The 25,624-nt window shown below is 66.4% G+C and carries 20 protein-coding genes; 5 read left to right on the top strand and 15 right to left on the bottom strand.

Going from position 1 to position 25,624, the window contains the following annotated elements; all coding sequences use genetic code 11:
- Positions 1-72: 72 nt before the first annotated feature.
- The 4 genes from FNL14_RS01765 to lysS form a co-directional block, all read right to left on the bottom strand.
- On the bottom strand, positions 73-2,565 hold the full coding sequence (locus FNL14_RS01765; RefSeq protein WP_091420356.1) for an ATP-dependent Clp protease ATP-binding subunit: 2,493 nt from the start codon (positions 2,563-2,565) through the stop codon (positions 73-75).
- 396 nt (positions 2,566-2,961) lie between these two features.
- Positions 2,962-3,297 carry an Lsr2 family protein gene (locus FNL14_RS01760; RefSeq protein ID WP_142057154.1) on the bottom strand — a complete coding sequence of 112 codons (336 nt, stop codon included), beginning with the start codon at positions 3,295-3,297 and terminating at the stop codon, positions 2,962-2,964.
- 123 nt (positions 3,298-3,420) lie between these two features.
- Complete coding sequence (locus tag FNL14_RS01755) at positions 3,421-3,609, bottom strand: hypothetical protein (protein ID WP_142057152.1); 189 nt, start codon at positions 3,607-3,609, stop codon at positions 3,421-3,423.
- 2 nt (positions 3,610-3,611) lie between these two features.
- A complete protein-coding gene (gene lysS / locus FNL14_RS01750) occupies positions 3,612-5,150 on the bottom strand; it encodes a lysine--tRNA ligase (protein WP_142057150.1) in 1,539 nt (512 codons plus the stop codon).
- A gap of 68 nt (positions 5,151-5,218) precedes the next feature.
- Here lysS and FNL14_RS01745 point away from each other — a divergent pair, with 68 nt between their 5' ends.
- Complete coding sequence (locus FNL14_RS01745; RefSeq protein ID WP_142057148.1) at positions 5,219-6,073, top strand: alpha/beta fold hydrolase; 855 nt, start codon at positions 5,219-5,221, stop codon at positions 6,071-6,073.
- Here FNL14_RS01745 and atzF read toward each other — a convergent pair.
- The 5 genes from atzF to FNL14_RS01720 are packed head-to-tail and all read right to left on the bottom strand — an operon-like array spanning position 6,070 to position 14,769.
- On the bottom strand, positions 6,070-7,911 hold the full coding sequence (gene atzF / locus FNL14_RS01740) for an allophanate hydrolase (protein ID WP_142057146.1): 1,842 nt from the start codon (positions 7,909-7,911) through the stop codon (positions 6,070-6,072). The genes FNL14_RS01745 and atzF overlap by 4 nt on opposite strands.
- The gene (gene uca, locus FNL14_RS01735) at positions 7,908-11,660 is read right to left on the bottom strand and encodes an urea carboxylase (protein WP_142057144.1); all 3,753 of its coding nucleotides are present in this window, start codon (positions 11,658-11,660) and stop codon (positions 7,908-7,910) included. The genes atzF and uca overlap by 4 nt, the downstream gene beginning before the upstream one ends.
- On the bottom strand, positions 11,657-12,334 hold the full coding sequence (locus tag FNL14_RS01730) for an urea amidolyase associated protein UAAP2 (RefSeq protein WP_142057142.1): 678 nt from the start codon (positions 12,332-12,334) through the stop codon (positions 11,657-11,659). Before FNL14_RS01730 ends, uca begins: the two co-directional genes overlap by 4 nt.
- Complete coding sequence (locus FNL14_RS01725) at positions 12,331-13,209, bottom strand: urea amidolyase associated protein UAAP1 (RefSeq protein ID WP_142057140.1); 879 nt, start codon at positions 13,207-13,209, stop codon at positions 12,331-12,333. Before FNL14_RS01725 ends, FNL14_RS01730 begins: the two co-directional genes overlap by 4 nt.
- Before the next feature lie 57 nt (positions 13,210-13,266).
- Positions 13,267-14,769 (bottom strand): amino acid permease, encoded by a 1,503-nt coding sequence (locus FNL14_RS01720; protein ID WP_142057138.1) that lies wholly within the window; start codon positions 14,767-14,769, stop codon positions 13,267-13,269.
- A 221-nt stretch (positions 14,770-14,990) separates the two neighbouring features.
- On the opposite strand from FNL14_RS01720, the gene FNL14_RS01715 reads away from it, so the two are divergent.
- Entirely contained in the window at positions 14,991-15,662 is a 672-nt protein-coding gene (locus FNL14_RS01715) for a TetR/AcrR family transcriptional regulator (RefSeq protein ID WP_142057136.1), read from the top strand.
- 68 nt (positions 15,663-15,730) lie between these two features.
- Positions 15,731-16,567, top strand: a complete 837-nt coding sequence (locus FNL14_RS01710; RefSeq protein ID WP_142057134.1) for an alpha/beta fold hydrolase — start codon at positions 15,731-15,733, stop codon at positions 16,565-16,567.
- Positions 16,568-16,647: 80 nt separating this feature from the next.
- Here the strand turns inward: FNL14_RS01710 and FNL14_RS01705 are convergent, their stop codons facing one another.
- Together FNL14_RS01705 and FNL14_RS01700 are read right to left on the bottom strand one after the other, a co-directional pair.
- Positions 16,648-18,114, bottom strand: a complete 1,467-nt coding sequence (locus FNL14_RS01705; RefSeq protein WP_142057131.1) for a DHA2 family efflux MFS transporter permease subunit — start codon at positions 18,112-18,114, stop codon at positions 16,648-16,650.
- 129 nt (positions 18,115-18,243) lie between these two features.
- The gene (locus FNL14_RS01700; RefSeq protein ID WP_142057129.1) at positions 18,244-18,810 is read right to left on the bottom strand and encodes a type 1 glutamine amidotransferase domain-containing protein; all 567 of its coding nucleotides are present in this window, start codon (positions 18,808-18,810) and stop codon (positions 18,244-18,246) included.
- 401 nt (positions 18,811-19,211) lie between these two features.
- Here FNL14_RS01700 and FNL14_RS01695 point away from each other — a divergent pair, with 401 nt between their 5' ends.
- The gene (locus tag FNL14_RS01695; protein WP_142057127.1) at positions 19,212-20,927 is read left to right on the top strand and encodes an HNH endonuclease signature motif containing protein; all 1,716 of its coding nucleotides are present in this window, start codon (positions 19,212-19,214) and stop codon (positions 20,925-20,927) included.
- A gap of 63 nt (positions 20,928-20,990) precedes the next feature.
- Here FNL14_RS01695 and FNL14_RS01690 read toward each other — a convergent pair whose 3' ends face one another.
- On the bottom strand, positions 20,991-21,521 hold the full coding sequence (locus FNL14_RS01690; RefSeq protein WP_142057174.1) for a TetR/AcrR family transcriptional regulator: 531 nt from the start codon (positions 21,519-21,521) through the stop codon (positions 20,991-20,993).
- Between the two features lie 273 nt (positions 21,522-21,794).
- On the opposite strand from FNL14_RS01690, the gene FNL14_RS01685 reads away from it, so the two are divergent.
- Positions 21,795-22,061, top strand: a complete 267-nt coding sequence (locus FNL14_RS01685; protein ID WP_091420330.1) for a hypothetical protein — start codon at positions 21,795-21,797, stop codon at positions 22,059-22,061.
- 117 nt (positions 22,062-22,178) lie between these two features.
- On the opposite strand, the gene FNL14_RS01680 is transcribed toward FNL14_RS01685, so the two are convergent.
- From FNL14_RS01680 to FNL14_RS01670, 3 genes are read right to left on the bottom strand one after another with little or no spacing between them, the layout of a single operon-like run.
- Positions 22,179-23,102 carry a pantoate--beta-alanine ligase gene (locus FNL14_RS01680; protein ID WP_142057125.1) on the bottom strand — a complete coding sequence of 308 codons (924 nt, stop codon included), beginning with the start codon at positions 23,100-23,102 and terminating at the stop codon, positions 22,179-22,181.
- A 2-nt stretch (positions 23,103-23,104) separates the two neighbouring features.
- Positions 23,105-23,998, bottom strand: coding sequence for a Rossmann-like and DUF2520 domain-containing protein (locus FNL14_RS01675; RefSeq protein ID WP_091420326.1), 894 nt, complete (start codon positions 23,996-23,998; stop codon positions 23,105-23,107).
- A complete protein-coding gene (locus FNL14_RS01670; RefSeq protein WP_142057172.1) occupies positions 23,991-25,514 on the bottom strand; it encodes a PH domain-containing protein in 1,524 nt (507 codons plus the stop codon). The genes FNL14_RS01675 and FNL14_RS01670 overlap by 8 nt, the downstream gene beginning before the upstream one ends.
- Positions 25,515-25,624: the final 110 nt, after the last annotated feature.

Genomic DNA, 25,624 nt, shown 5'->3' with positions numbered 1-25,624 from the left:
ACGGATGGGAGCTTAACAAGCGAAAGCCCCGCCTGCTCCGGTGGGGAGCGGGCGGGGCTTTGGCTGTGCAGACTAGACGCTCGGGGCGATTTCCGGGATACGCGGCTTGGCGTTGCCGGCGAACGTGAACTTGGCGTCGTCGCCGTCGCCTTCCACGTCCACTACGACGATGTCGCCGGCGTGGATTTCGCCGAAGAGGATCTTCTCAGAGAGCTGATCCTCGATCTCGCGCTGGATGGTGCGGCGCAGCGGCCGGGCACCCATGGCGGGATCGTAACCGCGGGTTGCCAGGAGCACCTTGGCGGCCTTGGTCAGCTCGATGCCCATGTCCTTGTCCTTGAGCCGCTTCTCCAGGCGGGTCACGAACATGTCCACGATCTCGATGATCTCGTCCTGGGTCAGCTGCGGGAAGACCACAACGTCATCAACACGGTTCAGGAACTCGGGGCGGAAGTGCTGCTTGAGCTCCTCGGTGACACGGGCACGCATCCGGTTGTAGCCGGTCTGCGTGTCGGTGCCGGACTGGAAGCCCGTGGCAACACTCTTGGAGATGTCCCGGGTGCCCAGGTTGGTGGTCATGATGATCACGGTGTTCTTGAAGTCCACCACGCGGCCCTGGGAGTCGGTCAGGCGGCCGTCTTCCAGGATCTGCAGCAGCGAGTTGAAGAGGTCCGCGTGGGCCTTTTCCACTTCGTCGAACAGCACTACGGAGAACGGACGGCGCCGGACCTTTTCGGTCAGCTGGCCGCCTTCCTCGTAGCCGACGTAGCCCGGAGGGGCACCGAAGAGCCGCGAGACTGTGTGCTTCTCGGAGTACTCGGACATGTCCAGGGTGATGAGGGCGTCCTCTTCACCGAACAGGAACTCCGCCAGTGCCTTGGCCAGCTCGGTCTTGCCGACGCCGGTGGGGCCGGCGAAGATGAACGAGCCGCCGGGACGCTTGGGGTCCTTGAGCCCTGCACGGGTGCGGCGGATGGCCTGGGACAGTGCCTTGATGGCCTCGTCCTGGCCCACCACGCGCTTGTGCAGTTCGTCTTCCATCTTCAGCAGGCGCGAGGATTCTTCCTCTGTCAGCTTGAAGACCGGGATGCCGGTGGAGTTGGCCAGCACCTCGGCGATGAGATCCTCATCCACCTCTGAGATGTCGTCCATGCCGCCGGACTTCCAGTGGCGTTCCTTCTCGGAACGCTCGGTGATCATCTTCTGCTCCTTGTCGCGGAGCGCAGCTGCACCTTCGAAGTCCTGCGCATCAATCGCGGACTCCTTCTCCATCTTCAGCTTGGCGATGCGCTCGTCCATGGCCTTGAGCTCCGGCGGAGCGGTCATGCGGCGGATGCGCAGCCGTGCGCCTGCCTCGTCGATCAGGTCGATCGCCTTGTCCGGCAGGAAGCGGTCCGAGATGTAGCGTTCGGCGAGGCTGGCCGCAGAGGCCAGGGCGCCGTCGGTGATGGTGACGCGGTGGTGCGCTTCGTAGCGGTCACGCAGGCCCTTGAGGATCTCGATGGCATGTGCCACAGAGGGTTCCTTGACCTGGATGGGCTGGAAGCGGCGCTCCAGCGCGGCATCCTTCTCGATGTGCTTGCGGTACTCGTCAAGCGTGGTGGCACCGATGGTCTGCAGCTCACCGCGGGCCAGCATGGGCTTCAGGATGGAGGCAGCGTCGATGGCACCTTCGGCGGCACCGGCACCCACGAGGGTGTGGATTTCGTCGATGAACAGGATGATGTCGCCACGGGTGCGGATTTCCTTGAGGACCTTCTTCAGGCGCTCTTCGAAGTCACCGCGGTAGCGGGAGCCTGCCACCAGGGACCCGAGGTCCAGGGTGTAGAGCTGCTTGTCGCGGATGGTCTCCGGGACGTCGCCGCGGACAATCGCCTGGGCGAGGCCTTCGACGACGGCGGTTTTACCGACGCCGGGCTCACCGATCAGCACCGGGTTGTTCTTGGTGCGGCGGGAGAGGACCTGCATAACGCGTTCCATCTCCTGCTCGCGCCCGATGACCGGATCCAGCTTGTTTTCCCGGGCAGCCTGGGTCAGGTTGCGGCCGAACTGGTCCAGCACCACGGAACCTGCCGGAGCGCCTTCGGGCTGGCCCGAGCCAACGCCTGCGCCGGTGGTTTCCTTGCCCTGGTAGCCCGACAGGAGCTGAATGACCTGCTGGCGGACCCGGTTGAGGTCGGCGCCGAGCTTGACCAGCACCTGGGCAGCAACACCCTCACCCTCGCGGATGAGGCCCAGCAGGATGTGCTCCGTGCCGATGTAGTTGTGGCCCAGCTGGAGGGCTTCGCGCAGCGAGAGCTCCAGCACCTTCTTGGCACGGGGGGTGAAGGGGATGTGGCCGGACGGCGCCTGCTGGCCCTGCCCGATGATCTCCTGCACCTGCTCGCGAACGCCGTCGAGCGAAATGCTCAAGGACTCAAGAGCTTTGGCGGCAACGCCCTCACCCTCATGGATAAGACCCAAGAGGATGTGTTCGGTACCGATGTAATTGTGGTTCAGCATGCGTGCCTCTTCTTGGGCAAGCACAACTACGCGACGGGCACGGTCCGTAAATCGCTCAAACATTTCGCCACACTCCTAGCTACGACGTACTTTGATGCTACGTGGCCAGCCCATACTTGTGGAGCGTGTTCGCCACGGGGGAAACCGCAGTGTTCACGGAATATTTGGAACAGCCCCTTGGGGGCGCTTCCATCACGGCGATGAGGAGGCACAGGAGCCTCTTTCTCGAGGGAACGGAAGAGCGCGTCACATCAGCCGCACCCTCAGTAACGGCCGCCGCCGCGTCAGGGTCCTGATCCTTGATGCAAGGCGCGGGCCTTGAAGGTTCCGGCACCTCCAAAAGACCCCGATGGCGCCAGGAGCAGTTACCGGGCGGTGCCGCCCATTTGAGTCCCGCAACCGAAAAAGCCCTGCTCCCAAAATAGGAAGCAGGGCTTATTACGTGAGGTGCCGGCGTAACTAGGAATTGGCCTTTTGGTAGGCTTCCTGGATTTCAGCCTGAATTCGGCCGCGGCTGTTAACCGTGTAGCCGTTTTCGCGGGCCCATTGACGAATCTGGGCCGAATCGTGGCTGCGGCCGCCGGTGGGCGCTTTTGCCCGGGCAGTCCGGCCGCTGCCGCCGGAAGCCTTTCGTGCTGCGCCGACAAAACGCTCCAGTGAGGAGCGAAGTTCCGCGGCATTCGCTGCGGAAAGATCGATCTCGTAGTTGACCCCGTCAAGGCCAAACTTAACATTCTCGTCTGCGGATCCCCCATCCAGATCATCAACGAGGATGATGTTTACTTTCTGTGCCATTTAAAGACTTCCTCTTGGAAAGGGTTCGGTTTTCAGAAAAGCAGGATGTTTCCTAAAAAGTATGACTCTTTTTATGGCAACGCGTCAAAGTGCCTAATGGCCACTGGGGATAAATGAGGAAAATCAGGGGGCTTTATCTTTTGATTCGGGGTCATTGCGGTCCGCCGGAGTTGCTGCCCGGGCCTCGGCTTCTGCCTGCGCACGCGCCTCCGCCTGGCGCTCGGACTTGTCCGCGTTAAAGATCGCTTTCATGGCGAACCAGAAGAGCAAACCCACCACGAGGGAGGGCAGCAGGACAGCTACGTACTCCATGATCAGTGGCCCTCGGGCTTGAGCAGCGGGAACAGGATGGTTTCGCGGATGCCGGCACCGGTGAACAGCATGACCAGCCGGTCGATTCCGAGGCCAATGCCACCCATGGGAGGAGCACCGTATTCGAGCGCCCGCAGGAAGTCTTCATCCAGCTGCATCGCCTCATCGTCGCCGGCCGCTGCGTGGCGGGACTGTTCGGTGAGCCGTTCGCGCTGGATGACGGGGTCGATCAACTCCGAGAATGCGGTGCCGCGCTCCATGCCGCCGATGATGAGGTCCCAGGCCTCGATCAGCCGGCCGTCCTTGCGGTGCGGGCGGGCCAGCGGCTGGGCCGACGGCGGGTAGTCGTAAACGAAAGTGGGGTTCAGCAGCGTGGGCTCGACGATTTCGCCGAAGAGCTCAACCACCAGCTTTTCGGCGTCCCACTTCGGGTCCACCTTGACCTCGTGCTTCTCAGCGATCGCGCGAAGCACCTCCAGCGGAGTGTCCGGCGTGATGTCCTGCCCAACGGCGTCGGACAGTCCCGGGTACACGGAGACCCAGGCCCAGTCGCCGTCGAGGTTGATCTCCCCTGCTTCGGTCTGCACGACGCGGCCGGCACCCACGGCGTCGGCGGCGTCGAGGATGATCTCCTTGATTCGCTCGGCCATCACAAACTGGTCCGCCCACGCCTCGTAGCACTCGAGCGTGGTGAATTCCGGGCTGTGGGTGGAGTCCACGCCTTCATTGCGGAAAACCCGGCCCATGTCGTAGACGCGGTCGATGCCGCCCACCACGGCGCGCTTGAGGTAGAGCTCGGTGGCGATGCGCAGGGTCATCTTCTGGTCGAAGGCGTTCATGTGGGTCTCGAACGGCCGCGCCAGCGCGCCGCCGTGGACCAGGTTGAGGATGGGCGTTTCCACCTCAACATAGCTGTGCCGGAACAGCGTTTCGCGGATGGAGCGGGTGATGGCCGCGCGGGTGTAGACCATTTCACGGGCTTCGTCACGGACCATCAGATCCACATAACGCTGGCGGACCCGGGTTTCCTCGTTCAGCTCGGCGTGCAGCACCGGCAGCGGGCGGAGCGCTTTGGAAGCCATGGACCAGGAATCGGCCATGATGGACAGCTCGCCGCGGCGGGAGGAGATGACCTCACCCTTGATGAATACGTGGTCGCCGAGGTCAACGAGGGCCTTCCAGTCAGCGAGCGCCTCCTCCCCGATGTTGGCAAGGCTGAGCATGGCCTGCAGGCGGGTCCCCTTGCCGTCCGTGCCGCCCTCCTGGAGGGTTGCGAAGCACAGCTTTCCGGTGTTGCGGACGAACACCACGCGCCCGGTGACGCCTACGATGTCGCCGGTGGTGTCGTCAGCCTGGAGGTGGGAGTACTTTTCCCGGATCTCTGCGAGGGAATGCGTCCGCTCCACACCCACCGGGTACGCCTCAACGCCGCGCTCGATCAGTTTGGCGCGCTTCTCCATGCGGATCCGCATCTGCTCGCTGGCATCCAGCGGCTCCGGGGCGTTCTTGGGCGAGGGGGTGTTTTGGGAAGTCACAATCATCAAGTTTACCGGGCATCGGGCCGGCCCGGCTGCGCGGCCTCCCAACCGGGCCTGCCTAGGATGGGGTGGTGAAAGAACAGGTCCTTTTAACGCACGACGGCGGCCGGCTGGCTTTGTACAGTTACGGCACCGAAGACGCCCCCGGCGAACGCCGCGTGGTGCTGATCGGCGGCGCGTTCCTCACGGCCCTGATCTACCGCCCTTTTTCCACGGCGCTGGCAAAGGGCCTGGGTGAGGGCTGGGCCGTGGACGTGTACGACAGGCGCGGCCGCGGCAGCTCCTCAGAGCAACCGGCGGACTACTCGATGGCCACCGAGATAGCGGACGTCCGGACGGTCCTGGAGGCCACCGGCGCGAGGAACATCCTGGGCCACAGCCTGGGCGGCTCAGTGGCACTCAATGCCGTCCAGGAGTTTACCGGCACCGGGTACGTGCCGGACAAGCTCGCCGTGTACGACGCCGCCGTGAACATCGACGGCAGCATCGACACCGGATGGCTGGACGGTTTCGAAGACGCCGTGAACAACGGCAAAGTGGGACGCGCCCTCGCCCACGTGAAGAAGGCAACCAAACCGGGCTCGGCCCTGGCGAGGATCCCGGAGCCTGTCCTTGCCGGGCTGATGGCCGTGCTGTCCGGCACCAAGGTGAACAGGATGTTCCAGGAGGTGATGCCCAGCGCTGTGGGCGAACTCCGGGCGGCCTACAACGAGGCGAACCATGCCAGGGACTTCAGCGTGCTCCCCACCAACACCCACTTCATGGCGGGCGGCAAGAGCCCCAGCTATTACAAGGCAACAGCCGAGCGGCTGCACGCCGCAGTCCCCGGCAGCACCTACGAGCTCTCCCCCAAGTGCTTCCACGGCTCGATTCCGGCCGCCGTGGACGAACTGGTCACGGACATCTCCGAGTACTTCAAGGGCTAGGTTCCCCGGCTGAAGCCGGCCAAGGCAACCTCCCCCAGGTTCTGCCAGAGGCTCTTGGGCCGGCCCAGGTGGTCCTTGGCCGCCAGCCAGTCGCCGTAGCGGGTGATGTCCTCCCCGCCCGCGGCGGCCACCGCGTCGCAGGCGAAGCCCACAGCGGTGGAGCCGTCGGCCAGTTCGATGGCCCCGAGCAGCATGGGTTCGGGGAGTTCGGCCAGGAACCGCCCCAGCCCCGCTTCGGACACAAGCCACCGCTCCCCCACGAGCTCCGCGCCGTCGTCGGACCGGTACACGCCCGGCTTGGGCGGCACGGTGTCCAGGGACACCATCCGGTACCATGCCGCCGTGCGTACAGGTCCGTCCCAAACGGCGCCGAGCGCCTCGAGCTGCGGCGCCAGGGGTTCGCCCTTTCGGTGCGCGCCCACTACTACCAGCGGCACGGCTTTTGCGCCTGCTGTTACCGGCCAGGGAGCGGACGACGACGGGCCGTCACCACTGCAGGCTACTGCCGGAGCCGCGCCCCCGGCGAAGAGGGCGGGAGCCGCCGGGGTTGCCTCCAGGCGGCGGGCAATGTCAGCGGCTACGGCGTCAGCGAACGTCCGGCCCACCACTGTCAGCCCGAACTGGGCCCCGTCCACCTCACCGGCAGGAACTGCCACAGCGCACAGGTCGAACAGGTTGCAGAAGTTGGTGTAAGTGCCCATTAAGGAGTTGACGCCCACCGGGTCCGCGGCCACCTCTGCAAGAGTGGGATGGAACGGGGCGGTGGGGATCAGCAGTGCGTCAAAGCCCTCAAGCTCCGCCATCGCCTTCTGTTTCAGCACCTCCAGCTTTGCCGTGTCGGCGACATACAGGTGGGCGGGCACCGTGCCCGCTGCCCGGATGATGCGTTCCACGGTGGGATTGATGCCCGCCTTGCTGTCCGGGCGGCCGTCGTGCTGTTCCAGGAAACCGCCCACGGCGGCGAAACGCTCCGCCACCAGCGCGCCGTCGTACAGCAGCCGGGCCGCCTCAAGGAAGGCATCGAACTCGATGGGTTGGGCGTCCACGCCCGATTCGTGGAGCCGGTCAACATTGCGGCGGAATTCTGCTGCCCATGCCTCCGGGAGCGCAGGCAGGGTGGCCGGGTAGGCCACCCTGGGTTTTTCCGGCGCTGCCAGCCGAATGTCCGCCGGCCACGCCCGGGAGTCTCCCGCCATCACCCCCATGGCAAGCTCGGCCGTGGAGAGGTGCCGGGCAAAGATAGTGACGGCGTCCCAGGACTTGCAGGCGGGCACCACTCCGGCCGTGGACACAACATCCAAAGTCGGCTTGATTCCCACGATCCCCTGCAGCCCGGCCGGTACGCGGCCCGAGCCGGCCGTGTCCGTCCCGATGGCGATGTCCACCAGGCCCAGGGCCACAGCCACCGCGGAGCCGGAGCTGGAGCCGCCCGAGATGAATTCCGGCCGGCGCGAATCCCGGACTGCGCCGTGCGGGCTGCGCGTGCCTACCAGGCCGGTGGCGAACTGGTCCAGGTTGCTGGCGCCCAGCACCAGGGCTCCGGCGGCACGGAGCCGGGCCACCGCTTCGGCGTCTTTTTCAGGCAGGTAGGCGAAGCCGGGGCACGCCGCCGTGGTCGGTATTCCTGCCACGTCAACGTTGTTCTTGACAGCGAGCAGGAGCCCGGCCAGCGGAAGGTCCCCGCCGTCCGCCACCGCGGCGTCGATACCGGCCGCCTCCGCAAGGAGGTCCTCCCCGCTGCGGAGCGTGATCCAGATTTCCGGACGGTCCACTGCTTCCAGCGCCGCGAGGGCTGCCTGCACACGCGCCGTGGCCGGGCCGGTGGTTGAGTTGGTCATACTGCTGCTTCTTCCAGTTCAGGGGCTTCGCCCGCCAGTTCTTCGCCCACCAGTCCAAAGTCCACGTCCGAGCCACCCAGGACCACCACCGCTTCGCCGGCAACCACCTGGGAGCCGGCAACAGGCAGCACCCGCAGCACCACGCCGTCGCACGGCGCCTCCAGCACGGTTTCCATCTTCATTGCCTCCAGGGATACCAGCGGCTGGCCCTTGACCACCCGGTCGCCCTCCGCCACGTCAACCTTCCAGACACTCGCGGCGAACGGCGCGGCCACGAGGGAGCCGCCGTCCGGAACCTCCACCTCGTCTGCAGCCGGTACCACGACGGCAGCCAGCGCGTCGGCACGGTCGAACTCACCGGCGTCGGCCCATGCCTGCCGCTCGACGGCGAAAGCCGCACCCTGCTTTTCGCGGAACACCGCGATGGACTCGCGGTTTTCCGCAAGGAACACCTCGTGCTCGGCCAGCGAGAAGGTGCCGTCCTCGATTTCCACGCCGCGGCCGCGCCCGGCGGCCATGTCCGCCCGCAGGTCCAGGAGTTCCTCAGGGCTGACGGGGTACCAGGAGATCCGGTCGAAGAAGCGCAGCAGCCACGGCGAGCCTGGCTCGAACGGAGCGGAATCGGCGTAGCGCGACCACACCTGGGTGGTGCGGCCCACGAACTGGTAGCCGCCCGGTCCTTCCATGCCGTAAATGCACATGTAGGCGCCGCCGATGCCCACCGCGTTCTCCGGCGTCCAGGTGCGGGCCGGGTTGTATTTGGTGGTGACCAGGCGGTGGCGCGGATCCAGCGGGGTGGCCACGGGAGCGCCCAGGTAAACATCACCCAGGCCCAGGACCAGGTATTCGGCGTTGAAGACGGTGTCGAACACGTCGTTCACGGAGTCCAGGCCGTTAATCCGGCGGATGAATTCGATGTTCCACGGGCACCACGGGGCGTCGTCGCGGACGCCGGCCATGTAGCGCTCGATCGCTTCACGGGTGGCGGGGTCGTCCCAGGAGAGCGGCAGCCGGACGGTGCGGCTGGGAACCACCAGCTCGGAGCTGGCGGGCAGCGCCGCCTCGATCTCCTGGACCAGGCCCAACAGCCGCTTGGTCGACAGCACCGACGGGTCCACCTTGATCTGCAGCGAACGGATGCCCGGGGTAAGGTCCACGATTCCGGGCACCCGGAGCTGTTCGATGTGCTGGTGCAGGGCGTGCACCCGGGCGCGGAGCCCCAGGTCCAGGACCATCTCGCCGTATTCCACAAGCAGGTTGTCGTCGCCGGAGCGGCGGTAGGTCACCGCCGGGCGGCCGGGACCTTCGGGCACCCGGCCCAGCACGCCGTCGTCGCCATCGCCGCGTACCGTGCGGCCGGCAGCGGGGGTGACCGCGGGGAGGTGCGTCGAAAAATTACCGGACCAGCCGGCATCCCCCGGGAGCACCAGCTGGCGGCCAGGTCCCAGGTCCCTGGCCGACGGCGCCTGGCTGGCTTTGATGGGAACGAACCGGACCTTGTCCGCCGGCCGGAGCTGGCCGAGCTTCCAGCGGTCGGCGGTCACCACGGTGACGGGGCAGACGAAGCCGCCCAGGCTGGGCCCGTCCGGGCCGAGCAGGATGGGGGTGTCGCCGGTGAAGTCCAGGGCACCCACGGAGTAGGCGGTGTCGTGGATGTTGGAGGGGTGCAGGCCGGCTTCGCCGCCGTCGGTCCGCGCCCAGCGGGGTTTGGGGCCGATTAGCCGGACGCCGGTCCGGGCGGAGTTGAAGTGGACCTCGTACTCCGCGTCGTATAGCTCCTCGATGTCCTCACGCTGGAAGAATTCGGGGGCGCCGTGCGGCCCTTCGGCCACGGCGAGTTCCCAGGTGGAGGTGAGGGCCGGACGGCTGTCGAGGGGCACTGCTGCGGTGGGCGCTTCCTCGCTGCTGGCATCCTTGACCGCCCTCAGCACGTCGCCCGCGCGCAGGACCCGCCCGGAGTGACCGCCGAACTGGCCCAGGGTGAAGGTGGAGGCGCTGCCCAGGTACTTGGGGATGTCCAGGCCGCCCTGGAACAGGATGTAGCCGCGCAGGCCCTTGCTGCCGGCCGTGCCGACGTCGAGCGTTCCTCCCGCGGGGACCGTCACAGGTGCCCAGCCGGGCACCTCGGTCCCGTCAACTGTCACCGTTACTTCAGCGCCCGTGACGCACACGGTGGTGGCGTGGGTGAAGGTCAGGCTGGGGCCGCTCATGGTGAATTCCAGGCCCGGAGCACCTTCGGGGTTGCCCAGGGCCGTGTTTCCGAGCCGGAAGGAGAGATCGTCCATGGGGCCGCTCGGGGGTACGCCGATCTGCCACAAGCCGGTGCGGCCCGGCCAGTCCTGCACGCTGGTCTGCAGGCCGGGCCGGCCCACGGTGATGCGCGGTTCCGGGTCCCCCACGTTGTCAAGGGTGCTGGTGGAGTGTTGGACGGTGCGGACCATGTCGAGGGCGGTGGCGGCGCGGAGCAGCCCGAGGTTGGTTTCGATCCCGTCGATCCGGGTGTTTTCCAGGGCTGCGGACAGCCGGTTGAAGGCGTTGGTGCGGCTCGGACCGGAGGTGATGATCTTGCCCAGGAGGGGGTCGTAGTTCGTGGAAACGTCGGTGCCGGTTTCGGCCCAGGCATCCACACGCACGTCATCCGTTGCGGGGTAGACAGCGTTGGTCACGGTGCCGGCACTGGGCTGGAAACCGCGGGCCGGGTCCTCTGCGTAGACGCGTGCTTCCACTGCATGGCCTGTGACCGGGAGGCTGTCCGGCACACCGGCGAGGACGGTTGCAGCTTCGCTTCCGCCCTGGGCCAGGCGGAGCATCCATTCCACCAGGTCCACGCCGGTGACGGCCTCGGTGACGGGGTGCTCCACCTGGAGCCGGGCGTTGACTTCCAGGAAGGAGGCTTCCTTGCGGGCGGAGTCGTAGACGAATTCGACGGTCCCGGCGGAGCGGTAGTTAAGGGAGGCGCAGAGGGCGCGGGAACTGCGGTGCAGTTCCTCGCGCAGTTCATCCGGCAGGTCCGGCGCCGGGGCTTCCTCCAGTACTTTCTGGTGGCGGCGCTGCAGCGAGCAGTCCCTGTCGCCGAGGCTGACTACCCTGCCTTCGCCATCGCCGAACACCTGGACCTCGATGTGGCGGGCATTCTCCACGTACCGTTCCGCGAATACGCCGGCGGTGCCGAAGCTGGCACCGGCGAGGCGCGCGACGCGGGGAAAGCTGTCTACCAGTTCGGCCTCGTTGCGGCAGACCGTCATGCCAATGCCGCCGCCACCGCCGGTGGCCTTGAGCATCAGTGGGAACCCGATCGTTGCGGAGGCTGCGACGGCGGCGTCCACGTCCTCCAGCAGCCCGGAACCGGCGATCATCGGCACCCCGGCCGCCCGGGCGGCGTCGCGCGCTGTGTGCTTGGTGCCGAAGATGCGGAGTTGCTCGGCGGTGGGGCCTACAAAAACCAGCCCGGCTGCTTCCACGGCCTCGGCGAAGGCGGCGTCCTCGGACAGGAAGCCGTAGCCGGGGTGGATGGCGCCGGCGCCAGTGGATTTGGCGGCCTCAAGCAGGGCGTCCACGCGGAGGTAGGACTCCTTGGCCGGCGCCGGCCCCAGGAGGACTGCTTCATCGGCGAGGCGGACGTGCTTGGCGCCCCGGTCGGCTTCGGAGAAGACGGCAATCGTGCGGAGGCCGAGCTTCCGGGCGGATTCGATGATGCGGCACGCAATTTCACCGCGGTTGGCGATCAGGAGGGTCTCGAAGTTGGTCACAGTGCAGCCTCCGGCCGGGTGACGATCATGCGGACAGGGGTGGGGTTGAAGCCGTTGCACGGGTTGTTGATCTGCGGGCAGTTGGAGACGAGGACCAGGGTGTCCACCTCGGCCTGCAGCGCCACGCGCTTGCCGGGAGCGGACAGGCCGTCCACGATGCCCAGGGCGCCGTCCGGATCCACGGGTACGTTCATGAACCAGTTGATGTTGGACACCAGGTCCCGCTTGCCCAGGCCCCAGCGCGAGCCCTCGATCAGGAAGTTCTCCACGCAGGCGTGCTGTTCACGCGTGTGCTGGCCGTAGCGGAGGGTGTTGGATTCCTGGGAGCAGGCGCCGCCGATGGTGTCGTGCACGCCCACCTCGTCCGCCACGACGGTCATCAGGGCCACGCCGGTGTCCGCCCGCAGCACGGAGCCGGTGGTGAGGACAATCGACTGCTGCCGGGCGATGGTGACAGGCGCGGAGTAGCGGACAGTGGTGTCCGCCGCCGCGTAGAGCAGGCAGTCCACGGCCTGGTTGCCTTCGAGGTCCACAATGGTCAGCAGGTCGCCGGCCGCCACGACGGCGGACCAGGGGCCGCGGGCCTCGACGAATTCATCAAGGACCACATCGCCGGGGGTTAGCGCGATCTCGCGGGCGTCCGCGGTGGGCTGGGTGTAGGTGGCGGTGTTCATCGGGCATTCCTTGCGGTCAGGTCGTGTTCGGTGTTGTGCAGTGCCTGCAGGTGTTCGGGTGCCAAGCGTCCGGTGAGTGTGCCGGCCTCAAGGGCTGCCAGGTCCTGCGGTGCGTGCCAGGCAACGATGTCCACGGCGGTTCCGGTGAAATCCGCGCGGGGGTCCAGCGGGTGCGCGGTATTGGCAAGGACCAGCACGGCGTCCAGCTGGAGGAGGAGTTCGACGGCGGCACCTGGCCCGGCGCTTCCGGTGAACGTGATGCTTCCGGCCGGGTCCACGGCGGTGCCTTTGAAGAGAGACAGGGACGGAGCGACGTCACGCGGGCCCAGCCCGTTTTTCAATGCTCCGAGGGTGAGCAGTTCGCGGGCGGCCGGGGATGCGCTGTGGGCCGTTCCCGCACCATACTTTGCCGTGTTGCCCTCCAGGGTGGTGGCACCGGTCAGGGCGTCGTGGCGGGCGGATGAATCGGCGACGATCGTGGCCATCAGGCGGCCGGCGTCGGACAGCAGCGGGTGTCCGGTGGTGGGGTAAGCCTGCCACGGGACCTTGACCGTGTCAGCGACGTTGAGGCGCTCGTACAGTGCTCCGGTCCGGTAGAGGAGGGCGTGCACGCACGCGTCCCCGGCGGTGTCCGTGAGCCTGATCCGGGTGCCGCGGGCCAGGGCCAGGGTGGTGTAGCGGCCGAAGGCGAGGGACTCGGCCCAAGTGGGGGATGCGCCGTCGGGCAGTCCGGCCAGAAGGCGCGCCGGGGCGCCGGCGGCCGGGACGTACCGCATGGTGTCCACGGTCCGGCCGTGCTGCTCCCTTGCGTGGGCACGGGCGCCTGCGGTGGTGGCAGTGCCTGCGGCTGCTGGACTTTCAGTTACTTGTGTCATGTCAATCCTGTGTTCTGAGGGCTTTGCGAGCTTTGCGGCCTGAGTTCTGAAAGGCTGTTATTCGGCGGTGCGCAGGGTCCGGCGGCGGACCCACATACCGATGAGCAGGACCACTGCCACCATCAGCGGCGCGGAGTAGAGCAGCACGGGGTTCTCCCCGGAGGGGTCATACACCTCGGGCCGCGGCCACGCCAGGTTGACCACCATCACAGCGCCGTAGAGGACGGCGAGGATGTTGACGGGAAGGCCCCAGCGGCCCAGGGAAAAGAGGCCGTCCGGAACGGTCTGCCCCACCTGGTTCCAGTCGCCCCGGAGCCTGTTGAAGAGCTGGGGCACGGTGACCAGGAGGTAGGCGAGGTAGACCATCACGATGCAGACGCTGCAGAGGGTGGTGAACAGCGCCGCGTTGCCCACGTTGATGGCCAGGACGCCCACGGCCAGGGCGCCGATGACGATCGAGGGCCACATGGGCGTGCCGCGGGTGGGGTGGACGGAGGACAGCAGCACCGAGGCAGGGAGTTTGCCGTCGCGGGCCATGGAGAACACCAGGCGTGAACCCGCGGTCTGGATGGCCAGGGTGCAGACGAAGATGGCGATGGCTACGTCCACCAGCAGGACCTTGCCCCAGAAGGTACCCAGGACGGCGGTGAGGACGTAGGGCAGGCCTTCGGTGGCGAGCCGGCCGTCGTCGAGGCTGGGGGCTGCCATCAGGGCGGTGATGATCATCAGCGCGCCGCCGATTCCGGAGATGAGCAGGGCGGAAAGGATGGTGCGGGGAGCGGTCCGGCGCGGGTCCTTGGTTTCTTCGGAGAGTTCACCGGCGGAGTTGAAGCCCACCATCACATAGGCGGCCATCAGCCCGGAAACCAGGAAGGCTCCCACGGCACCAAGATCAGAATTCTGAAGCACCGTGGTGTCCGCAACAACGTCCGGTCCGCGCTGGGCGGCGCTGATCAGGGCCAGGATGACGGCGGCGACGCCCACGATCTCGCAGGTCACGCCCACCGAGTTCACGTGGGCCATCAGCTTGACGCCCAGGGAGTTGATGATGGTGGTGGCCACCAAAAGCACGGCGCCCAGGATCACTGCGTTGGCGGCTCCCGTCACGGTGTTCAAGGCGGAATCACCTCCCACCAATTGGAACCCGTCCCACAGCTGAGGCAGCACCACCTGAAGGGCGATGGCGGCGGCAGCGGCGGTGACCACCTGGGCGATGGCCATGAACCAGCCGGCGAACCAGCCCACGCCCTCGCCGCCCACCCGCCGGGCCCACTGGTACACGGCTCCGGACAGCGGATAGCGGGCGGCGAGCTCCGCGAAGTTCAGTGCCACCAGGAGCTGGCCCACCAGCACTACCGGCCAGGTCCAGAAGAAGGCCGGCCCCGCGAACGAGTAGCCGAAGGCGAAGAGCTGGAAGATGGTGGTGAGGATGGAGACGAAGGAAAAGCCGGCGGCAAAGGAAGCGTAGCGGCCGAGTTTCCGGTGGAGGGTGGGCTCATAGCCAAGGGACGTCAAATCTGCATCGTCCGCGTGGACGGTGGGAAGAACTGTTGAGGTCATCGGATTCTCCGGGGGCTGGAAAGGCGAGGGGGCCGGCGGTAATGCAGCCCTCGGCCGATGGCTGCGGAATACCGGTCACTTGATAGTTTTCCAGCGCGATGTCCCCAAACAGTTTCACCTCTGTAAAAGGCGCATTGACATCTTGTTTCCGTTGTATTTCCGTCCCCTCACCGCCCGTTCGGGCGCTCAAAGGGCACCCGGCATGATGCAAGAATGAGGCAGTGACCTCAGCCGGACCGGGACGCCCCCGCAGCCAACAGCCCTCCAGGCCAGGCGCCACCGCCCGTGAGGAAATCCTGGATGCGGCGGCTGAACTCTTCACCACCCAGGGCTTCGCCAACACCTCCACCCGCTCCATCGCCGATGCCGTGGGAATCAGGCAGTCCTCGCTCTACCACCACTTCAAAACCAAGGACGACATCCTCGAGGACCTCCTGGAGGGCACGGTCTCCGGCGGGCTCAAGTTCGCCCGGGCAGTGGCGGCCCTGGCACCCGCTGAAGTGCCGGCTGGGAGCCGCCTTCACGCCGTCGCCCTTTACGACGGGACGCAACTGTGCAGCGCACGCTGGAATCTCGGCGTCCTGTACCACCTGCCCGAGGCGCGCAGCGGCCGCTTTCAGCGGTTCCTGGCAGCGCGGCAGGAGCTGCGCACGTTGTACGGGGAGCTCGGCGCGGCCCTGTCCCCCGCCGGAACCTCGGCCCTGGCCGGCGCCAATCCCGGCGACCTGGCCTTCCGCCTGGTCGAATCGCTGATCAACCTCCGGGCGGACGGCCTCGCCACCTCCGGCTCTCCCCGGCAGGCCGCGGATGCCGCGCTCATCCTGTGCGGGCTGGCTGCTGAATTGCCGGCGATCCGGGAGCAGAGCGCGGCACTCATCAAACGCCTCGACTGATGTCAGCGCCGAGAGCCGGTGCAGTGTCCATGGTGCCCGCGTTCAGGTTGCTCGGCTAGGCTCGGAACATGACGCGTGAGAACATCAGGACCCCCGACGGCGGCACTCTGGAGCTCTTTTCCACCGGCGCGGAACTGGCTTCCGCCGGTTCAGGCGTGGTGGTTGTCCCGCCGTCCTTGGTGACTGCCGCGGATTACACCAAGTTCGCGCAGAAACTCAGCGCTGCCTTGGGCCGGCCGGTCCACACGTTCAACCGCCGGGGCCGGGGTTCATCATCGCCGCAGCCGGAGGATTACACCCTGGATGTGGACATCCGGGACCTCGATAGCGTGATGAAGCACACCTCCAGCACGGACGTCTTCGGCCACAGCTTTGGCGGGGCTGTCGCACTGCATGCGGCCCGCACGCTGCCCGTGGAACGGCTCGCCGTCTACGATCCCGCCGTCTCCGTGAACCACAGCGTCAAGGCGGACTGGACCGCCGAGTACGAGCGCGCTATCGCGGCCGGGGATGATGACCGCGCCCTCGCCGTCCTGCAGCGCGGCCTGGAAGCCGGTGGCGCCTTCTCCTCCCGCATGCCGCTCTCCATGCTGACCCTTGCCAACAAGCTCACGGCAGGAACGTCGGAGGGTAAGCAGCAGCGCGAGCTGATGCGCACCGGCGTCCGGGAGATCAAGGCGATCATTGCCGCGGATATGCCGGCCGAGCCGTTCCTGGAACTGCCGCTGGAAACGCTGATTGTGGTGGGCGAAAAGAGCCCGGCCTACTTCGGGGTGGCGTGCGGCCAGATCCACGACGTGCTCTCCGGCTCCAGCTACACCATCCTGCCCGGATTCGGCCACGACGGCGTCATCAAGGCCCCGGACAAGCTGATCAAGGAGCTGGCGGACTTCTACGCCGGCTGACTCTCCAGGTAGGTAGCAGTTACGTCGCGAAAAGCGGTTTTCGCGACGTAACTGCGATCCACTTGGGTCAGTAGGCGGGGTCAGTGGCCTCCGTGGCCCGCCCCGACCCCTTCGGTCTTGCGCATCATGGCGGAGAGTACGACGGCGGCAAAGGCGATGACGGTTGCCGTCAGGAAGGCGGCACTCATCCCCGCGACGAGGCCCGACGCCGCCGAAACCACGGCGAAGATGGACACCAGCAGGGCAGTACCGGCGGCACCGGCCACCTGCTGCGTGGTGCTCATGATCGCGGACCCGTGCGAGTAAAGGTGTGGCGGAAGCGGGTTCAGGCCCGTGGTGAAGGCCGGCGTGAACAACAGCGCAAGTCCGAAACTCAACCCTACGTGCAAGGTGACAATCCACCAGACGGGGGTGCCGGCGTCGAGCATTGAAAACTGCCACAGCGCCACCACCATCAGGACTGAGCCGGTGACCGTGAGCGGCAGCGGGCCTACCTTGTCGAAGAGCCGGCCGATGACCGGACCCAGCAGGCCCATGGCCAGGCCACCGGGCAGTAGCGCGAGGCCAGTCTCGAGGGAGCCGAGCCCGCGGATTTCCTGAAGGTACAGGGGGAGCAGGATGACGCCGCCGAACAGGGCCATCATGGCCACCACCATCAGCAGGACCGAGACGGTGAACATACGGAAGTTGAACGCGTGGAGATCCAGCAGCGGGGCGTCGCCCTTCTGCAGGCGGAGCTGGCGGAGGACAAAGACGGTGAGGCTGGCGACGCCGATGACCAGTGCGGAGATAGCTGCAACACCCGGACCGGCTTGGCCGCCGCCGATCTGGCTGAGGCCGTAGACCAGGCCACCAAAGGCGGGAACGGTGAGGATGACCGAAAGGGCATCGAGCTTGGCCTTTTCCGTCTCGCCGACGTTTGTCAGGTACTTGGCACCGATGGCGAGGGCCGCGAGGGCCACCGGGAGGACGAACACGAACATGAAGCGCCAGGTGAAGTGTTCAAGGATGAGCCCTGAAACGGTGGGGCCCATCGCGGGCGCGACGGAAATGGCGATGCTGACGTTGCCCATTACTGCGCCGCGCTTTGCCATGGGAACCAGCGTGAGGATGGTGGTCATCAGCAGGGGCAGCATGATTGCGGTGCCGCCGGCCTGGACGATGCGCGCCAGCAGCAGGATCTCAAAGCCCGGAGCTACTGCGGCAAGTGCCGTGCCACCGGCGAAAAGCCCCATCGCGAGCATAAATACTGCGCGGGTGGACAGGGTCTGCAGGATGAACCCGGTGGTGGGAATGACCACGGCCATGGTGAGCATAAAACCGGTGGAGAGCCACTGGACGGTGGGGGCATCCACCTGGAGGTCCACCATGAGCCGCTGCAGGGCGACGTTCATGATGGTCTCGTTGAGGATCACCACAAACGTCGCCACCAGCAGCGTGCTGATGACTGTCACCGATTCGCGGGACATCTTCTCCGGCGCGGCGGGCGTGGTTCCTTCGGTTTGGACGGACTTGCCGCTGGCGTTCGGAGAGACTTCGGTAGACATGGGTGTTCCCTCAGGGAGTTGTTTGAAAGGTGCGCGATCAGCGTCGCTGCAGACTCCAACACTCTACCGGCTGGAGTAATTCCTCCGCACGGTATTTTTTCTTTAACCCTGAGGGAACAATGGGTGCTTTTAGGCCGTCTGGCCGGCGTGCTGGCCTTCGGAAATCTCCTCGACGAGCTTGCTGTTGAATGCCGGGAGATCGTCCGGATTGCGGCTGGTGACCAGGCCCTGGTCAACCACCACTTCCTCGTCGGTCCAGTTGGCGCCGGCATTCTTCAGGTCGGTCTCGAGCGTGTGGTAGGAGGTGACGTTGCGGCCCCTTATGACGCCGGCGTCGATGAGCAGCCAGGGTCCGTGGCAGATGGAGGCTACCGGCTTGTGCTGTTCAAAGAAGCTTCTGGTGAAAGCCTGGGCGTCCTTGTCCACGCGGAGGTGATCGGCGTTAACGACGCCGCCGGGCAGGACCAGGGCATCAAAGTCCGAAGCGTTCGCCTCTGCCACCGTGAGGTCGACGTCGAACGTGTCGCCCTTTTCTGTGCCCTCGAAGCCCTGGAGCTTTCCGCTCTTTGGCGCCACCAGGGTGGGTTGGCCACCGGCATCCTTGACCGCCTGCCAGGGGCTGGTCAACTCAATCTGCTCCACGCCGTCCGTCAGCAGGAATGCCACCTTCTTGCCTGTGATGCTGTGTTCTGCCATTTTTCCTCCTCATGTGAAGCGGCCTGACGCGCGTCTTTGAGGGCGCGGACTACCGCTTCGAGAGTTGTTTGCCTGACAGCTTCCAGCGTAGGAAAAGGAGAAGTGATAAGCAAGCTGACTATATTTGCGTTTGTTCCGCGTAGGGGCAGGGAGGACCATTACGACGGCGGCCGGGCGCCGGCGTGCGACGGCGGGCGTCGCTATTTCGTTACCAGAGGTGCCAAACCGGGGCATGGACGAAGAATGTCAGGGCCTCCACTGAGGATGTCTTTATGAGGAGATTCGATGCGGGCGAAGGCATTGACGGGACGGTCGGGCCTGCAATTTCCAACGCGCCGGCATGCGCTCTTCAGAATCCATGCGCCCATCGGAATGTCAGTGCCTCGATGGATGATTCTTGTATGGGAAACGGCGCGGGTACGGCGGCAACGATGGAGGGCATTTACGCCTCCGTTGCCCGGCTCGATGCACTGTTCCTCGAAGATCAGCGGCTGGAAGCCGATGCCGGCGCCGGTGCCGATGGCGCTGCTTGTGGCGGAGCTGTTGTGGATGTGCTGCAGCGTCGCTATGAGATCCGGCTCGAGCGCTTGGCGGTAACGAAGCAGCTGGAAGCCCAAATCGCCGCGGTGAAGGCCCGGGACGCTGCCGAAGCTATTGAAATCCAGCATGCGATGATCCCGCCGGAAGCGCCCGTGCACGAGCGGACCTACGCCGAGATGTCCGCGGTCGAGGAAATCGCCGGGGTCCTGACCATCAGCTCCCCCGCCGCCGGGGCACTCATCACCCAATCCCGGCAGCTCACCGCCCTGCCCCCGGCCATGGACGCCCTCCGCGCCGGGGCCATCTCCTGGACGCACGCCAAAATCATCGCCGACGAAACCGACAGCCTCGACCCCACCGGCGCCGCCGCCCTCGTCAAGCATGTCCTGAACCCCAACCCGGCCCGGGGAGCCGCCACCGGAGAACTCGTCCCCTCACGGTTCCGCACCAGGGTCCGAAACTGGCGCGAACGCCACCACCCCGAATCCCTGGACAAACGCCACACCAAGTGCGCCGCGGACCGGAGGATGGAATACACCCCGGACCGCGACGGCATGGCCTGGGTTTCCCTCTACGTCCCCGCAGACCAGGGCTCAGCCATCTGGAACCGCACCACCGCCATCGCCCGCGGCCTCCAAGGCCCCAACGAACCCCGCACCATCACCCAACTCCGCCCCGACATCGCCGCCAACCTCCTCCTCCGCGCCGGCCCAACCCTCACCCACACCAACACACCCAACACCAACGGAACCAGCACAGCACAAAACACCACAGGCGAAGGAAACGAGGGACAAAGCAACCCGGGTGAAGGCAACCCGGTAACCACCGAAGCCGGCGACCAAGACACGATCGGGCTGGCCTCGCTCACGCCGGCCGACATCAACGACACCGCCACCGGCGCCGAAGAGGACGAGGCCAACGGCGGCAACGGGTACGCGGACCTCGGCAACGTCCCGGTACCCAAGGCGGACGTCCTGGTTACCGTCCCGGTACTCGCCCTCTTCGACATCACGGACGAACCGGCAAACCTGGACGGCTACGGCCCCATCCCCGCCTCGATGGCCAGAAAACTCCTCGCCAACGGAGCCACCTCGTTCTACCGGGTCCTCGTCGACCCACGGGACGGGGCACCACTGGAAATCGGCCGCACCAGCTACCGGCTCACCAAAGCCATGAAAAAAGCACTCCAGCTCAGGGACGGAAAATGCACCTTCCCTGGCTGCAACAACCCATCCTTCGACAACGACACCGACCACCTTCAAGCCTGGCAACACGGCGGACATACCGGGATCAGCAACCTGGCCCAACTCTGCCCGAAACACCACCGCCTCAAACACAACAGTGGCTGGGAACCCGCCCCAGCCACTGGAACCGAACCACCCGGCTGGACCTCACCCACCGGCCGCCACTACAAAACCGAACAACCCGACCACGAACCACCCCAATGGCCACCCGGGATTCTGCCGCGCGCACCGGGTACAGCCGGGCAGCTGCCGGGTGCAACGGAAATACCCAAGGTCCGGCCGATCGAAAAGAGCCAATTCGAAGCTGCCCTCGTAGCCTTGCTATCGGGCTAATGTCGGCGGCAGAGATTGCCTTGGGCTGCACACCGGCACCCCGCTGGCACAATCAACTCAGCTTCAGCGGTGGTGCTCGATCAGCCAGCCTGCCATTTGTTGGGCGCGCTTGGCTGCCTGCATGTCGCCCTCGGTGGCGGAGATGATGGAGCCCTTCATCAGGATGTGCCAAGACCGCGCGAATTCGTCCGGACGCTCCAGCCCGGCTTCTGCAGCCAACGCCTGCACGTGTCCCCGGATCTTCGCGAGGTAGTCGATGCTGGCCTGGCCCAGCGGGTGCGCCGGGCCCATCTCCAGCAGGACGTTGATGAAGGAGCAGGCCTCGAAGTCCTCCCGCAGGAACCAGTCTCCGAAGACGTCGAAAATGGCTAACAGTTGCTCGATGGGTGTGTTACCGCGGCGCCGGGCTTCGGAGACGATCGCCTCCACGGTCCACTGCTTGTCCCGCTGTTCGAGGAATGCCAGGACCAGGGCGTCCTTCGACGGGAAATGGCGATAGAACGTGGCCTTTGCCACCCCGGACCGTTCAATCAGTTCATTCACGCCGACATCCCGGACGCCTCGCCGGGAGAAAAGCTCATAAGCCACCGTCATGATCCTGGCCACGGACTTGGCGGCAGCACTCTCCTGAGCGGGCGGTTCAGCAACCACAGGCGCATGAACGGCCGCCGCAGGCTCGGCTGACAATTCCTGGTCAAGCGCATTGACTGCTGGATACTCCGCTTCTGGATTCATGACAATTCCAGTTTACCGCCGTGAGGGGAAGACAGACCGGTCTTTCCCGCTGTACTGTTCCCTTACGCGCAGTGCTTACTACGCCGCAGGGGCCAGCCCACCGGCCGCTCGGATTGGTGCAAGGAGGCTCCTATGTCAGCAGAGCGGATGTTCCAAAGCGTGCCCTCGGATCCCGATCCGTGGATGAGTGGCGACACTCCGGCCGAGATCCGCCAGTTCGCCATCGAGTCACTTCGATGGCAGGCCCAAGAGATCATCGACGAGATCCTCTGCAGCCACGAGCCGGGCGAGGAGCTCGCCAGGGCCAGGCTCCGCCGCTGCGTCGCCCGGAACCCGGGCCGTCCAGAACAGGCGCTCCTCGAACAGCTCATGACCAGCCGCGGCCGGCCTGGAATCTAGCGACAAACCTCAGCAGGTATTGCGGCAAGCCAGCCCGCGGCCCGGGAAGCTTCCGCCTGCGCAACAGGTTCAGGAACCTGCAAGCGCCAGCAGCTCAAGCAGGGGAATGCACTGGCGCTAGGAGCTCAGCGGCATATTGTCGATCAGCCGCACCGGCCCCACCTTGGCAGCGATGAGGGCCAAAGCCTCGCCCCGGAACGGCGTCTCCCGGCAGTTCTCCGCCAAGGGCTCAAGCGTGTCAGGATCCACCACATCGAAATAGTCCAACCCCACCAGCGGCTGCGACTCCACCATCGCCTGCGCAGACTCCAGGTCCAGCGGCTCCCGCGCTTTTGCCCGCTCCTCAAGCAGCAGCAACGCCCGCGACAGCACCAGCGCAGCCTCGCGCTCGTCGTCGGACAGGAAGCGGTTGCGGCTGGAGAGCGCCAACCCATCGGCTGAGCGGACGGTGGGCACGCCCACGATCTCCACCGGGAAGTTCAGGTCCGCCACCATCCGCCGGACCAGCGCCAACTGCTGGGCGTCCTTTTGGCCGAAGTAGGCGCGGTAGGCCGGCAGGCCAGCCTCACCATGCACCCCCATGCCAGCGGACAGCCCGGCCCCGGGGGTTCCGTAATGCAGCAGCTTGGCCACTACGGTGAGGGCGCCGTCAAAGTGGCCGGGCCGGGAAGCCCCCTCCCACTTCTCACCGAGTCTGCCGGAGGTGATCCGCACCAGCGGTTCGCCACCGGGATACACCTCCTCCACGGACGGCGCAAAAGCCAGGTCCACGCCCTGCGCTTCCAGCAGGGCAAGGTCGGCATCCAGCGTCCGCGGATAGCGGTCCAGGTCCGTGGCATCACCGAACTGCAGCGGATTGACGAAGATGGTGGCCACCACAACGTCGTTCTGCTCGACGGCGGTCCGGGCCAAGGCGGCATGCCCCTCGTGGAGTGCGCCCATCGTTGGAACCAGGCCCTGGGACGTTCCGTTTTTCTCGGTGAGGAGCCGGGCGCTCTGGGCGTGCAGATCAGCAACAGTTGTGACGAGTTTGATGGGCATCTTCAGTCTTCCTCCGGTTCCAGGGCCTTGCGCAGTTCCCCCAGCTGGTCAGGTTTGAGCAGCCCGCGCCCCTCGGCGCGGAGGGCTGTGGCGCGCGCCATGGCAAGGTAAGCCGCCAGCACATCGCCCTGCCGTCCGCCGTCGAACTCCCGCAAGGCTTCCGCGTGGGCTTTCACGGTTCCCACATCGCCCCGCGCCACCGGCCCGGTCAGGGCGGACTCCCCCGACGCCAGCGCGTTCTCCAGGGTGGCCCGCAACAACGGACCCAGCATCCGCTCCGGCAATTCGACGCCGACATCGCGCAGCAGCTCGGAAGCCTGCGCCACAAGGGTCACCAGATGGTTTGATCCGTGCGCCAGGGCTGCGTGGTAAAGGATCCGGTCGGCCTCGGCAATGGCCACCGGTTCTGCGCCCATTTCCACCACCAGCGCCTGCGCAATGGGCAGCATGGCGGCGTCGGCGGTGACCCCGAACGTGCAATCCAGCAGCCGGGTCAGGTCTAGGCTCATCCCGGTGAAAGTCATGGCAGGATGAAGCGCCAGCGGGACGGCGCCGGCCGCGCGCACCGGACGCAGCACCCCCACCCCGAACCGGCCGGACGTGTGCGCAACCAGCTGGCCCGGCTGCCATGCACCGAGTTTCGCCAATCCGTCAACCAGGCCAGGCAGGGCGTCGTCCGGCACGGCCAGCAGCACCAGTTCCGCCCGCTCCACGATTTCCTGGATTTCCAGGACGGGAACTCCAGGCAGCAGCGTTTCCGCGCGTTCACGGCTTGCGTCCGAAACAGCGGAGACTCCGACGACGGCGTGTTCGGCTGCGCGCAGGGCTGCGCCGAGTACCGCGCCCACCTTGCCCGCACCGATGATTCCGACGCCGAGGCGCCCGGGCTTAGCCATGATGCTGGCCTTTCTGGGTTGGGATCGGGGTTTCAGTAGGCCCCTCCGCCGGCTCATGCTCACTTGCCAGCTCGGGCCCGGTGACGGGCTCACCCGGAAGCCCGGCATCACCGAGCGGGATGCCAGGGGCCACCTGGGCCAGCCACTGTTCAGTGGTCTGCCGCTTACGCGCCAGCCTCGCCCGGGCGGACTGGGCGTCAAAGAGCGCGAGGGCCTGCTCCTCGGCGGCCTGCCGCAACCGCGGTATAACCGGCCCAACAGTGGTGTGCAATACCAGGTCAGCCACGCGGAACCGGCGCGCCAGCGGGCCCTGGTGCAGTGCCAGGGACTGGGTCCGCTGGTGCGGCACCATCACAAGTTCACGCCACCAGCGGCCGGACCGGATCAGCAGTGCGGTGTCCGTGGCGGCAAAACCGTTCCGGCGCCAGCCCAGCGGCGCAAGCAGGCGGGCCCTGCGCGGCGTGGTGACGAACCCGCCGTCGGAATCCATGCCATGGAGCCCTACGCCGAAGACGGCGGCAGGATCCGGCGTGCCCGGATCCGGAAGCACAAGCGCAAGGACCGCCATCACGTCTTCCAGCCTGCCCACCGGCAGCAGCGTGGTCCGGGCGGAGCCCTCGGCAGCGTTCTCGACGCCGCCGTACCCGGCCACGTTGACCTGGATCCGGTACCAGCCGAGCGCCCGCCACAATGGAGGCTGGCCGACTTTCAGCGCCAGGATCCGGCCGGGCGGAAGCGTCTGGGCCTGGGTGTCCAGCAGCCCGTAGCGGAGGCGGATGCCGTCCGGCGAGATGGCCGCTGTGAAGTTGTAGCCCTTGTTGAACAGGTTCCAGTAGCTTGCCGCCAGGCCCAGGGCCGCCGGAATCAGGTAAAAGTAGAAACCGCGGTTGTCAGTGACGGCGGAAAGAACAACGGACGCCACCCCGCCCAGCAGCACAAAGACGCTTTGCTCACTGAGCAGCAGGGAACCGATAAGGCGCGACGGCGGCACTGCCAGTACCGGATATTCCGGCGCCTCGGGTGCCGACGCGTCGGGGCGGGAGGGGTCCACGGCCACACCCGCGGCGCGCGCCAGGATGGTGGCGCGGAGCTGACGGGCTTCGTCCATGGTGAGGTAGGCAAGGCGTACCGCGGATTCCCCCGCGTCGGCCACCTCGAACTTAAGCTCGGCCAGGCCGAAAATCCGGGCCAGCAGGGGCTGCTCAATGTCGATGGCCTGCACCCGGTCCAGCCGTGCCTGGCGCTGCTGCCGGAAAATGAAGCCGGTATTCACCCGGACGTAGCCTCCGGACACCTGGTATTTGGTGAAGTACCAGGTGAGGATGAACCCCAGCACCGCAATCGCCAGCATGATGCCGCCGCCGGCCAGCAGCCAGGGCGCCCGGCCGGCGAACTCGTCCTCCAGGATCGGCCGTCCCTGGAGCGCCCGCTCAAAAACGTCCCGGCCGAAAAAGAAGCCGATGGCAGCCAAGGCCACCCAGCCACGCACAAAAGGTGACGCCGGGTGCACCCGCAGCCATTCGGCGTCGGCTGTGCTGGCTGCCGCACCTTGGGGTTCCGGGCCGCCGGCGGCGGGGGCAACGCGGGGAGCAACAGGGTCGGTAGAGGCCGGGGCGGGGGCTGTGC

This window comes from Pseudarthrobacter sp. B4EP4b (assembly GCF_006680095.1).
Lineage (GTDB): Bacteria > Actinomycetota > Actinomycetes > Actinomycetales > Micrococcaceae > Arthrobacter.
Note: the sequence above shows the minus strand (reverse complement) of the source record. Positions and strands in the feature narration are given on the sequence as shown.